The organism is Paenibacillus sp. PastM-3 (genome assembly GCF_029893965.1).
In the GTDB taxonomy this organism is placed as follows: domain Bacteria; phylum Bacillota; class Bacilli; order Paenibacillales; family Paenibacillaceae; genus Paenibacillus_AQ.
In genome coordinates, this window is the sequence record NZ_JARXXP010000022.1 from 1 (window position 1) to 12,858 (window position 12,858).

At 54.3% G+C, this 12,858-nt stretch carries 10 protein-coding genes; 5 read left to right on the plus strand and 5 right to left on the minus strand.

Features of this window, described 5'->3' with window-relative positions; translation table 11 throughout:
• Window positions 1-534: 534 nt before the first annotated feature.
• The 5 genes from M2108_RS23735 to M2108_RS23755 all read right to left on the minus strand — a co-directional run bounded on the left by M2108_RS23735 (window position 535) and on the right by M2108_RS23755 (window position 7,324).
• Window positions 535-1,116, minus strand: coding sequence for a thioredoxin family protein (locus tag M2108_RS23735; RefSeq protein WP_277471954.1), 582 nt, complete (start codon window positions 1,114-1,116; stop codon window positions 535-537).
• A 134-nt stretch (window positions 1,117-1,250) separates the two neighbouring features.
• Complete coding sequence (locus M2108_RS23740; protein WP_277471953.1) at window positions 1,251-4,592, minus strand: DEAD/DEAH box helicase; 3,342 nt, start codon at window positions 4,590-4,592, stop codon at window positions 1,251-1,253.
• Between the two features lie 209 nt (window positions 4,593-4,801).
• Window positions 4,802-5,491 (minus strand): TetR/AcrR family transcriptional regulator, encoded by a 690-nt coding sequence (locus M2108_RS23745; protein WP_277471952.1) that lies wholly within the window; start codon window positions 5,489-5,491, stop codon window positions 4,802-4,804.
• Window positions 5,492-5,558: 67 nt separating this feature from the next.
• Window positions 5,559-6,596 carry an ABC transporter permease gene (locus tag M2108_RS23750; RefSeq protein ID WP_277471949.1) on the minus strand — a complete coding sequence of 346 codons (1,038 nt, stop codon included), beginning with the start codon at window positions 6,594-6,596 and terminating at the stop codon, window positions 5,559-5,561.
• Entirely contained in the window at window positions 6,593-7,324 is a 732-nt protein-coding gene (locus tag M2108_RS23755; RefSeq protein ID WP_277471948.1) for an ABC transporter ATP-binding protein, read from the minus strand. Before M2108_RS23755 ends, M2108_RS23750 begins: the two co-directional genes overlap by 4 nt.
• 479 nt (window positions 7,325-7,803) lie before the next feature.
• On the opposite strand from M2108_RS23755, the gene M2108_RS23760 reads away from it, so the two are divergent.
• The 5 genes from M2108_RS23760 (at window position 7,804) to pstA (ending at window position 12,696) form a co-directional block, all read left to right on the plus strand.
• The gene (locus tag M2108_RS23760) at window positions 7,804-8,253 is read left to right on the plus strand and encodes a hypothetical protein (RefSeq protein ID WP_277471946.1); all 450 of its coding nucleotides are present in this window, start codon (window positions 7,804-7,806) and stop codon (window positions 8,251-8,253) included.
• 201 nt (window positions 8,254-8,454) lie between these two features.
• Window positions 8,455-9,870, plus strand: coding sequence for a stalk domain-containing protein (locus M2108_RS23765; protein ID WP_277471944.1), 1,416 nt, complete (start codon window positions 8,455-8,457; stop codon window positions 9,868-9,870).
• Window positions 9,871-9,930: 60 nt separating this feature from the next.
• Window positions 9,931-10,794 (plus strand): phosphate ABC transporter substrate-binding protein, encoded by an 864-nt coding sequence (locus tag M2108_RS23770; RefSeq protein WP_068726833.1) that lies wholly within the window; start codon window positions 9,931-9,933, stop codon window positions 10,792-10,794.
• A 79-nt stretch (window positions 10,795-10,873) separates the two neighbouring features.
• The gene (pstC, locus tag M2108_RS23775; RefSeq protein ID WP_277471942.1) at window positions 10,874-11,818 is read left to right on the plus strand and encodes a phosphate ABC transporter permease subunit PstC; all 945 of its coding nucleotides are present in this window, start codon (window positions 10,874-10,876) and stop codon (window positions 11,816-11,818) included.
• Complete coding sequence (gene pstA / locus M2108_RS23780) at window positions 11,818-12,696, plus strand: phosphate ABC transporter permease PstA (RefSeq protein ID WP_277471940.1); 879 nt, start codon at window positions 11,818-11,820, stop codon at window positions 12,694-12,696. The genes pstC and pstA overlap by 1 nt, the downstream gene beginning before the upstream one ends.
• Window positions 12,697-12,858 lie beyond the last annotated feature (162 nt).

A 12,858-nucleotide genomic window follows, 5' to 3' on the forward strand; every position in this document is an offset into this window, starting at 1 on the left:
TTTTAGTTGTGGCTGTGGTAACTACAACTTTAGGGGGAACCGATTTGTTTGTGAAGGGCTATTTTTTCATGTCAGGTTCGGTGCAAGTGTATTGCATCCAAGCCCCGGCTAAGCGGAAAAATCCCCTTAACTGAGCCCAAACCGAGCATTCAAGCCGGGAATAAAGGGAAAAATCCCATTAACTGAGCCCAAACCAAGCACTCAAGCCCGGAATAAAGGGAAAAATCCCATTAACTGAGCCCAAACCAAGCACTCAAGCCCGGAATAAAGGGAAAAATCCCATTAACTGAGCCCAAACCAAGCACTCAAGCCGGGAATAAAGAGAAAAATCCCATTAACTGAGCCCAAACCAAGCACTCAAGCCGGGAATAAAGGGAAAAATCCCTTTAACTGAGCCCAAACCGAGCACTCAAGCCGGGAATAAAGGGAAAAATCCCCTTAACTGAGCCCGATCCAACCACTCAGGTGGCTTGGCGCGAGCCCATCCTCGAGATAATTCCATCCCGAAGCTATCCCAACCCGTTTAAACCCCATCTACACCAAATCACAAGCCTCGGCAGGCATCCAGTGCGCATCCTGGCCGTCCCATTTGACGTTGCAGCCGATCGGATTGGTCAGCGGGGTGGTAATGGCTTGTCCGGCGAGTAGCTGGGACAATGCGTTGTCCAGGTCGTTCACCGTCATTTTGGCGGTTTCACGCGGGTTATCGACGCCGCGGCCGGTGTAGACCAGCTTGCGGTCCTGATCAAAAACAAAGAAATGCGGCGTGCGCAGCGCACCGTAAGCCCGTGCGGTTTCCTGCGTGTCATCGCGGAGATAGAGCCACGGGAACTTCTGCTCCTCCATCCGCTTCACCATATGCTCGTAGGAATCGTCCGGATGGGTCGTCTCACTGTTGGCGTTAATTCCCGCAAAAGCTACTCCCAGCTCACGGTACTTTTCGGCGGTCTGGCGCGTGACCTCATCAGACCCGACGACGAACGGGCAATGATTGCAGGTGAAGAAGATAACCAATGCTTTTGCTGTAGCAAAGCTGTCCAGCGAATACGTCTGACCGTCTGTTGCTTTTAAAGAAAAATCGGGAGCTGAAGCGCCCAGTTCCAGGGTAAAGCTCATGTTAATGCACCTCCGTAAATAGTATGAAACCATTGAGAGAAGCGTCAGCAGGCCCAAACGGTCTGCTGCTTAAGCAGTAACAATCCCTGTCATTATACTTTATTTGCCTCTGTGCTTCCAAATATTCCAACTCATCAGAGCATCAGAATCTCGCGGATATCCTGCTCGGTTAGGGCGGAGAGCGCCTCTGCCCCAGGCTGGATGACCTCCTCGATCAGGTTCTTTTTCTTCTGCTGCAGCTCGTACATTTTGTCCTCGACAGTGCCCTGGGCTACGAGACGGATTACCTGCACTACCTTCTTCTGCCCGATCCGGTGGGCCCGGTCGGCAGCCTGCTGCTCGACAGCCGGGTTCCACCACAGATCATACAGGATCACCGTGTCCGCTCCGGTCAGATTAAGGCCGGTGCCTCCGGCTTTTAACGAGATGAGGAACAGGTCGCGTTCCCCCTCATTGAACCGGCTGCACAGCTCTACCCGCTGGTCGGCCGGCGTCTTGCCGTCCAGATAAAAATGCCGGACGCCCTGCAGAGCAAGCTCCCGGCCGATCATCCCGAGCATCTCCGTGAACTGGGAGAAGATCAGCATCCGTTTGCCGGAGCTGCGGCATTCCTCGATGATCTCCAGCAGCTGGTCGAACTTGGCCGAGCCGCCGCCGTAGCCCTCGACGAACAGGGCAGGGTGGCAGCAGAGCTGCCGCAGCCGGGTGATGCCGGCCAGCACCTTGATCCGGCCGTGGCCGAAGCTCTCATTGTCGAGATGCTTCAGCGCTTCCTTACGCAGTCTGGCGAGATAAGCCATGTACAGCTTTTTCTGTTCAGGCAGCAGCTCCGAGGCATGCAGGGATTCGATTTTGTCCGGCAGCTCCTTGAGCACATCGCTTTTCAGCCGGCGCAGCAGGAACGGGCGGGTCCGCTTGGCGACCGTTTCGCGCGGCAGATCATGGAACGCTTTTTTGCCGGGGAACAGGCCGGGGAAAACAACACTGTAGATCGACCACAAATCCTCCAGCGCATTTTCCACCGGCGTTCCTGTGAGGGCGAAGCGGTAGCGGGCCTGCAGTATTTTTACCGCCTGCGCAGTCTGGGTGGCATGGTTCTTGATCATTTGGGCTTCATCCAGAATCAGGGTATGGAAGGACAGCCGGGCATACAGCTCAATGTCCCGCCGCAGCAGCGGATAGGAGGTGATAATCACGTCAGCACCCGAACTCTTGCGAACCGCCTTGGTACGCTCATTCAGGTTGCCGTCAGCAATGACGGCCTTGATGTCCGGGGCAAACCGCTTCAGCTCATTCTGCCAGTTGTAGAGCAGGGAGGCTGGAGCGACGATCAGCGCCGGCTTGCCGCCTTCACGGATACCGGTAAGCTCCGAGAGCAGAAAAGCAATGCTCTGCAGTGTTTTGCCAAGTCCCATATCATCAGCCAGAATCCCGCCGAACCGGTAGTGAGCCAGCGTCTTCATCCACTGGAACCCGAACTGCTGATAGTCGCGGAGCACAGGGGCGAGGCTGTCAGGCAGCGGAAAATCGAGATTTTCGGGACTGGCCATATTAGCCATTAACCGCCGGAAGGAGCGCCCGATTGTAACAGCATCGCCATGCCGGGATTCCGGATCCAGCTGCAGACCCTGGACCAGCGGCAGCGAGAATTGTGGTTTGTTAAAAGGAACACTGTGTACCCCGAGCTCATTCATGAACTTGATAATCTCCAGAAACTCCGCACTTTCCAGCGGCAGCAGCGCACCATCCGGGAGGCGGTAATATCTGCGTTTTTCCTGCAGCGCCTCAAGAATCTGCACAATGTCAGTCTCAGCGATGCCCTGCACGGCGAATTTGAATTCCAGCCAGTCGGTTTTTTCGTTCCAAGTCAATACAGCCTTGGGCGTGTAGGTATCAGCGGCAATACGGCCTTTGACGGCAGTCGTGGCATACACCTGAAGCAGCGGCTCCAGGAGCGGAATCGTGTGGTAGAGAAAATCGTACTCCGCTTCCTCATCGCTTATAATAAAGCCGCCTTCCGTCCGCACCAAAGACTCATGCGCCATCAGCCCGAGAATCCGCCGCTCGGCTTCCCCGTCCCGCATCAGAATCACCTCGCTTCCCCGGCTGCCGCTGTCTTCCTCCAGCGGATTAATAACGATGCTGCCATACTGGAATTCAAGGCCGGCCAGCAGCCGGTCCCGCACCCGGTCCAGGTACAACCGCGCCTGCAGCTGAGTCTGCACAATCCGGTCAGCGATGGCCTCGGCGATGTGCACATGGCCCAGCTTTTTCAGCCCGGGAATGACCTGCTCCATAAAAGGCTCCATTTGCTCAGGCGCAATCGCAATCCCGTCCTTGCGGGCGGCGGCCAGCATCCGCTTCAGCTCGGCGAGCCTGCGGCATTCATCAATGCCCAGCTTCAGCAGCCTGCCCCCGGCCAGCACCAGCCCGTAATCCTCCAGCACCATAACCTGTGCCATGCCTTCAATATCCAGATGGTAGCCGTCTTCTGCAGACTGGTCGAACCGGAAGCTTAAGGGCGGGGATTCGGCGGCCAGCTGCAGCTTCTCCAGGATCAGGTCGCCCTGCTGCAGCAAAGCGGAGGGGGCAGCAAGCAGTGCCGGAAGCAGGCCTTCCCAGAACAAGGGTGGAACCGCCAGCAGCCGCTCGCCGCCCATCCCGCCTGATTGTGCAGCATAGGGATTGACGCCGGCACGGTACAGCTTTTCATTCGATGAGATGTCAATCAGCTTCAGCAGAACATCATTGTCTTCCTTGTTGAATGAGTGCAGCGCAGGATCGTAGCTGAATTGCCTGGTGAACTCAAAAGGCTCGCCGCGCCGGACATGCTCCAGAAAGGTTCTGATTTTTTGTACAATATAGAGGCGCTTGGGCCCGACCTTTAATTCGACGCTGAGCATTTGCGTACTGTAGCTGACCGTGACCGGCTTGATAATGAACTCGACCTGCAGCGGTGTCCGGAGATCGGAATAGCTGCCAGTAACGCTCGGACGGGTACGGCTTAAACCTGCGAACACCTCCAGCATACCGTTCACCAGCTGACGGTCTCCGGTGTGTGCAGCTGTACCCCTAGTGCCGTTCTGTACATTGCGCGGGGTAAGAACGCCGGACTCTGCCGGCAGCCGGTCTGATTCCTCATGAGACGGGCTGCCAATCTCGTCGTCCGCATCGTCCTCCTCCAGACGGAGAATAGTGAACAGGCTGGCCGCGATATGCCGGCAAAAGGCCCCCCCGTGGTAATAGGCAGGACAGGTGCATTCCGCATTTACATCCCCGTCACTGTCGATGGCCAGTGCTACATCATAGCTCTCCAGCCCCTGAACCGCCGTGCGGTATTTGGAATATTCAAGCCTGTCGTCATTCTCTCTATAATTCAGCCGGACCCTCCCGGCATCGTGGTCTGCACGGCCTTTATCCAAGGCATCACTGCCGCACAGCAGCCGGATTACCCGCTCGGGAACATAATAACCCATGTTTCATTCACTTCCTCACACCTGTCCGGATTTTCCGGTTATTCAATAGTATTTATCTTAGCAGAACACGCGTACGCATAAAAGTCCGGGACAGGCTGCGGGAGATATGAGGGGCAATTTACCAACTTTATATAGAAAAAAAGCCACTGCGAAGGTTTGCCTTCTGCGGTAGCTCTGTTCTTTCTATCGCGCCAAAATGCAGCCAGACTTCACTGCTCACGCAGCGCCGGCCCGCCGATCCCGTGCAGCATGAAGCTGATCAGCAGACTGATCTCCTCCTCATCGTCCCAGTCCTTCTCCGGCATAAGCAGCAGGCGGGCCAGCAGATAACCGATCACCGAGGAGATAGTGAACCTTATTATAGCCGGGGTAGGCGCATCAATAACCTCACCTTCAGCCTGGAAATGCTCTGTAATCGCGGTTACCCGCTCAAGCACCTGCGCCAGGACGTTCTCGGCAAACTGCTCGCGGAGTGCCGGCTGGAATGGGATTTCCTGAACGAGTATCCGGATGATTTTGAAATTTTTACGGGCAAAGTCCAGCCGGTTCACAATAAACGCCCGCAAAAAGGCCTCATAGCTCTCAAACGGCATATCCAGCACCCCGTTAAAATTACGCATCACGAACGGGGCGATCATCCGGCTCATGGTCGGCCCGACGATGGATAGCAGCAGATCTTTTTTGGTCTTGTAGTAGCGGAAAATCGTCCCCTCAGCCACGCCCGCCTTCTGGGCGATCTCACTGGTGGATGCCGCCGAGAAGCCTTTATCGGAAAATATCTCTATGGCCGCCTCCAGGATGGAGATTTGCTTAGGCGTCATCTGCCCGTCTTCCTTGACGGCGAGCAGCTCCTCGATCCATTGCTCCTTATCGTGCTGCCCGGAACTTTCTTTAGTCATATCATGGCCCTCCAAAAATGTTGCTGTCCCTCTATAGTATCACGGCTGCGGACGAAGTTACACCGGGCTACATTCTGCGGTGTTTGCGCAGCGCCAGCACGTTAAGAACCATGAACAGCAGCGAAAAACCGACCAGCACATAGGCATTCGGGGCTATAGCGCTCCAGCCTTTGCCGCGGATCATAACATCCATCAGCGCCTGGGCGCCATAATAGATTGGAGTCGCCAGGCTGACCCGCTGCAGCCACAGCGGCAGCGTATCCATCGGGAACAGGCCGCTCAAAAAAATCTGCGGCACAATCACCAGCGGAATGAACTGGATCATCTGCAGCTCATTGCCGGCAAAGGCCGAGAGCAGTGTGCCGAGCGTGAGCGCCGTAATCGCCAGGAGCAGTGTAATGAGCAGCACATAGCCGAAGCTGCCGGCCATCATGATGCCGAGCACCTGAATGGAGAACCAGGAGATCAGCAGCGCCTGAACCACTGTGAAAATGCCGAAGCCGCAGACATAGCCGATGACAATCTCCCAGCGCTTCAGCGGCGTAGAGAGCAGACGCTCCAGTGTGCCTGTCGTCCGTTCGCGCAGGAAGGACACTCCGGCAATCAGGAACACGAAAAAGAAAACGAAGACCCCGATCATAATCGGTCCGAAGCGGTCGATCGTGGTCATATCCTCGGCACCGTACAAGTAGCTGATGGCTGGCCGGATCTGCTCCTGAGCGGAGCCGCCCGGGTGGAGCTGCAGAGCAGCTTCCTGCAGGGCGAGCAGAACTGCGCGGTTAGCGGCCGGGTTACTGCCTTCCAGCATTACGGCGGGTACGGTTCCGTCGAGCGTAATCAGGCCATCTATGTCGCCGTCCCTAAGCGCAGCTTCTCCCTGTTCAGCCGCAGGGAAGTCTGTAACGGCAGCATCCTGCGCTTCCAGCGCAGAGGAGAAGACAGTGGCCCCGCCGGTTACACCGATATTCGGCTTATAGGCATCCCCATTAAAAACAAGACTCATCAGGCTCAGGACGAGCAGGGGAGCGATGAACATCAGCGCCATCGTCCGTTTATCATGAATGAACTGCCGCAGAATGCGTAAGGTTATGGCACGAATTTTCATTTGCGGGCACCCCCATAGGTTAAAAAGGCTTCCTCGATCGTTGCGGAGGCGGTAGCTTGTATCAGTCCCGCAGGAGTATCTACGGCCAGCAGCTGGCCGTCCCGGATCATGCCCAGCCGGTCGCATTTTTCAGCTTCATCCATGACATGAGTCGTCAGAACGATGGTCGTTCCCTGGCGGTTCAGCGAGCGCAGCTCCCGCCAGATGGACTGGCGCAGCAGCGGATCGATCCCCACGGTCGGCTCATCGAGAATGAGCAGCGGCGGCTCGTGCAGAAGAGCGATGGCCAGCGACAATCGGCGCTTCATGCCGCCGGAGTACTGGTCCACACGCTTGCGCAGGTGCTCCTGCAGGTTCACGAGCTCCATTACGTCAGCGATCCGCCGCGTGCGGTTTCCCCCTTTAAGGCCGTAGAGCGCAGCAAAAAACTCCAGATTCTCCTTTGCGCTCAGCTCCGTGTACAGGGCATCCGACTGGGCCATATAACCGATTTGCTGCAGCATATCCAGCTTGGGCATCTTGACGCCCATGACCTGCACTTCCCCGGAGCTGACCTCGTCGATGCCGGTCAACAGCTTCACCAGTGTCGTTTTGCCGGAACCGGACGGGCCCAGCAGCCCGAAGGTTTCCGCCCGGTTCACCTGCAGACTGATATCCTTGAGCACCGTTTTGCTGCCAAAAGCCTTGCTGACATGGCTGACCGAAATAACCGGAGTATCCTGATCCATGACTATCTCCTCGATTCCTTTTATGGATGCTTATGTTTATGAGTGATTCATGAGTGAGTACTCACTCATTATTGTAGTGCGTTCTTTGCGCATTGTAAATCTTTATTTGGCAAAAATGCCCTTGATTCCGCCCCGAGCAGGCGGAACGGTACAATTAAACTTTAAATTTTAATAAGTCCTTTGGACTGTTTTTGGACAAACCGTTTTTCGTATGACTAATACGTTTAAATAAATATATATGTCCACTTAACCCTAAACATAGTTAGTCTCAGCAGGTTACTATTTAGTTAGTGTCAGCAGGTTACTTTCCTAAGGTTACTTTCCGCAGGTTACTTTCAACAGTCTACTATTTATTGCCATATTACAATTTTAAATTGCAACACCTATTGCCCTATACGCACCCACATTCCAGGTACCAGCCACTGTCCTAACACCACACACTAATCTCTGTTTTGATCATAAAGAGGAGGTTTCTGCTAATGTCTGACAGGAAGCCAATATTGACCCTGCTGGTTCTGCTGGCCGCAAGTCTAAGCTTGGGTGCATGCAGCAGGCCGGAGACAGCCGCAACGGACTCCCGTAATTTCCATACCCTGGCTGAGGAGAGAATCAGTGAGCCGCAGTATTTACCCCGTGATTTGCCGATTCCGGAAGGGGCGGGCATTACGTTTACGGAAGGCGAGTTTGCGGGCGGCAAGAAATCATCCATGCTGATCTACGAGACGGATGAAACGATGGCCGAGCTTGGCACTACATACCTCAAATATGTGAAAGAAAAAGCACTCGAGAGCGGTACGCAGATTTTGGATAAGGACAACTTGCTGATCAGCGGAAAAGCGCCGGGCAGCTATTCCTATTCGATCATCGGCAGCAGCTCGGAGGCGAAGCCGGGCGGTACCGAAATCATTGTAACGTGGGTTGAAAATTAAAAGTTTCATGCTTAATTGCAGGGCCTATCGAATTTTTTGCCGGAGATTTTACATAGCGTTAACTTTCAGGCTATCCTCAGGGTATTTGGGGGCTGGCCTTTTTGTGCACTTAATATTTCCAAAACATTCCTCTCGAACAGAATTCACACTGATAGCAGAAAATAGCATTAGCAGTTACCTATATGAAAAGGGTGAATCTAATTGAGAAATAGTAAATGGTTCAGCGCGGCTTTGGCTTCTGCACTTCTTGTAACAGGGGGCGCAGGCACGATTGTGGGGGCAAGCAGCGTGAGCGCCGCGGCCGTGGCAAGTACAGTTAAAACGGGTACAGCCACATGGACTGTAAACAGCAATCCGGCCCAGTTCAGCACAATTGACAGCAGCGGCTACAAACTGTATTCGCTTAGCCAGGTAGCCGGTGAGCTTGGTGCCAAGCTGATTCTCACAAACAGCGGTTTTGAGCTGAATGACAGCAAGGGGCTACATACGGTACAGCTTCAAGCAGGCTCCAAAAGCTATGTGGTGGATGGTGCACCCCAGCAATTTACGGTAGCGCCTATCGTATATAACGGAAAAGTTTACGTTGAGCTGACCAAGCTCGTAACCGCTCTGGGCGGGGAGCTTTCGGCGGATGACCTGGCAATTTTGAGCTTCGCCCGTCCGGAAGGCCAGTTTGATACCCTGCACTGGACAGCAGACGGCAGCATCATTGCGAACAAGAGTGACTCCGAAACAGCCCAGCTGCTGAAGTTCAGCGCATATCCGGGCGACTATGAAGTGTTTTCTTCCAATGAAAGTGCGCTTGATTTCTCCGTCTCCGCCGACCAGAAGTGGGGTGCGTTCACAGATGAGACAGGCCAGCTGAAGCTGATCAACCTGTCGAGCGGCGCCATTTCTTCCCTGGGCACCGACACCAGCGTGAAGACAGATCTGGTATGGTCGCAGGATGGCAAAACCATCTATTTCATCCAGGGAGACAAGCAGGAGAAGATCGCCCAGATCGCGGTTGATACCGGAACAGTAAAGACCGTGCTCGAAGATAAAGTGGAAAATAAATCCGAGCTGCGCCTCTCCGCTGATGCGAAAAGCGTGGTGTATATCGTCAACGTAACCGGCGTAGCCAAAAACGATGCCGACAGCACTGAAGATTCCCTGACTGTAGACTACAGCAAAGCCGGAGAGCAGCTCTATAAGCTGGATCTTGCAACCAAGGATGCCAAGCCAAAAGCACTGACTACCGAGCTCGACAACAAGCTGTACCCTGAGATCCTGGCTAACGGCGGCGTGGTCTATCTGAGTGCAGACGCTGAAGGGAATGCGGCTAACACCCTGAAATCGGTCAGTGCAGACGGAGCCACCATTACTAACATTGCACTGGATACGGAAGCAACCTGGTCTGCCGGTGTAGCTACGGGTCTGATTGTATCCGGAGTGGCTGCTGACGGAAGCACTACAATCTATTCCATCGATGCAAGCGGCAATAAAACCGTGCTGTTCCAGACGGCTGAAGATGTATCCGAAGTTGCAGTTTCCCATGACGGCAGCAAGCTGGCAGTAGTAAGCGATGGCAAAGTTCTGTTGATCCAGGGCGGCAAAGCACTGCAGCTGACTAAATAAGACACGTCCCTCATAGCCCACACAATATAACGGCATAGCGCCGGGAGGAGAATTCAGATCATGAAGCTTTTCAAAAAATTTACGGTAACGGCACTGACAGCAGTAATCGCGGTGACCGCATCATTCGCAGGTATTGCGGCAGCAGCCGACACGCTCAAAGGTAAAATCACTATTAACGGTTCTACGGCACTGCTTCCGCTGACCCTGCAGGCAGCCAAAGAATTCCAGAAGCTGCACCCTAAGGTGAAAATCGCCGCTTCCGGTAAAGGTTCCGTAACAGGTCCTCAGGCTGTAAAAAAAGGCATCGCTGATATCGGCGCCTGCGACTGGGATGCAAGCATCGACGTTCCAGGGTTCAAGGCTTTTGACGGACAGGTAGCGAACAAGGTAGCGGTTATTCCTTTTGCAACGATCGTTAACAAAAATGTCGGCGTAGATAACCTGACTACTGAGCAGCTGGCCGGTATTTTCTCCGGTAAAATCACCAACTGGAAAGAAGTCGGCGGTTCGGACGCCAATATCGTAGTTATCACACGTTCCTTCGGTTCCGGTACACGCGTTAACTACCAGGCTAAAGCGCTGGGCGGCGGAGACATCGTGAAGAAAGAAAAGAACTATAAGGAAACAGGCTCCAGCGGTGATATGAAGACTGCCGTAGCCACTACTCCTAACTCCATCGGTTACATCGACCTTGTATACGTAAGCGGCAGCGACATCAAAGCCGTGAAGCACAACGGTGTTGCAGCTACTACAGATAACGTAATCAACGGATCGTACAAGATCTGGGCATACGGATACTACATGACCAAAGGCCAGCCGACCGGTGCTACTAAAGAATTCATCGAGTACGTACAGAGCAAGAAGTTCCAGAACGGCTCGCTCAAAAAGCTTAAATTCATCCCGATCGCAGCAATGAAAGGCTAAGGAAAAGCTTCATTATATTGAACGGTAACAGCGGCCAGCTCCGGAATATTCGGGGGTGGCCGCTTACAGGAGGGAAAGTATGGGGGCACCCGTCCAAAGCCTGGCATCCCAATCGCCAAATAAGGCTGAGCATAGCAACATTAACGACAAACGCCACAGAAGACATCTGCTTGGCAACCGGTTGTCGCGTTATTATTTCTTTTGTAGCATCCTGGCATTGTGCTTCGTGCTTGGACTTGTCATTGTATTCATCGGAAAAACGGCGCTGCTGCTGTTCGGAGATGTCTCTCCGGCCGAGTTCTTTCTGTCCTTTAACTGGACACCGGAGGAGGAGGCTTTTGGTGCGGCGGCCTTTATTGTAAATACACTTACCCTGACTGCACTAACGCTGCTGATTGCAGTGCCGGTTTCTGTGGGGATGGCTGTGCTCTGCGCGGAGATTGCCCCGAAATGGATGAAGAGCTTCATCCGTCCCGTGCTCGACCTGCTTGTCGGCATTCCTTCTATAGTATACGGCTATCTGGGTCTCACTGTAATGCTTCCTTTCCTGCGCAGAATCAGCGGTGAAGGACTGGGCGACGGCGTTCTGGCTGCTGCGCTTGTCCTGGCTCTGATGGTGCTGCCTACGATCTGCCGGATCAGCGATGATGCCATTATTGCTGTGCCGCGCAAATTCCGTGATGCAGCCTATGCCCTTGGCTCTACCCGTCTGCAGGTGATCATACGGGTTGTGCTGCCGGCGGCCAAGCGGGGGATTATCTCGGCTATTATTCTCGGTATGACCCGTGCTGTCGGTGAGACGATGGCTGTAGTTATGGTAATCGGGAATACGCCGCAGCTGGCCAAAAGCCTGTTCACCCCGTCTTCCGTACTGACCAGTAACATTGTAATGCAGATTTCGAACGTGGAATTTGACTCGACCTGGAACTATGCGCTGCATATGATGGCCTTCCTGCTGCTGCTCATTTCCTTTGTGCTGATTCTTATCATCCGCGTAATCGGCCGGAAAAGGGAGGATGCGTAATGAACTTTACCCGTAATCCTCATACTGCACGCTCCCGCCGCAACAACCAGATCGCCACCTTCGGATTCTACGCGCTCGGTGCGCTGGTCATGCTGCTGATCTTCTGGCTGCTCTTTACGATTCTCAGCAAGGGACTGCCGCAGCTCAGACCCGAGTTCCTCGTCAAGCTGCCGGAGGAGATTGATCCGGGCGGCGGCATCGGGCCGGTGCTGTTCAACTCCTTCTATATCCTGTTTATTTCCCTGCTGATTTCGATACCGATCGGGGTAGGCGCAGGGATCTATATGGCGGAGTATGCTCCGGACAACCGCTTTACCGGCGCACTGCGCATCTGTGTAGAATCCCTGTCCTCTGTACCTTCGATTGTATTCGGTCTCCTGGGCTTGGCTATTTTTGCCGAATACTTCGGGATCGGCCTGACCATCCTCGGCGGCGGGGTCTCACTGGCCCTGCTCAATCTGCCGATGCTGGCCCGTGTAACCGAAGAAGCGGTCCGCGCGGTTCCCGCCGACATCCGTGAAGCCGGCTATGCACTGGGGATGACCAAATTCCACGTCATCCGCAAGGTTGTCCTGCCGGTGGCCCTGCCGGCCATCGTTACCGGCATCTGCCTGGTGGCGGGCCGCGCCTTCGGGGAGTCGGCAGTTATAATCCTGACCGCCGGCCTCAGCACCTCCGGCGAGATGTGGGACTTCAACCTGTTCTCACCGGGTGAGACCCTCGCGGTGCATCTCTGGTATGTGCAGTCCGAGGCGATTGTCGAAGACGCACGGCAGATCGCCGACAAGTCGGCGGCGGTGCTGGTCTTCGTCGTGCTGCTGATCAACTTCATTTTCCGGTTCCCGCTATGGCTGGGCAACCGCAAAAAAGGACACTAAAACAAGCTTTCCGGCTGTCCGGGGTGGAAGTTGCACACCGGACAGCTTTTTTGTATGGGGGCAGAGTTCCGCTGTTTAGTGATTGCTAATAAAAATTAATAATACTACAATGAAAGCAATTACACAGACAGTGCCATTTTTCGACAAACGGGCACATACCAG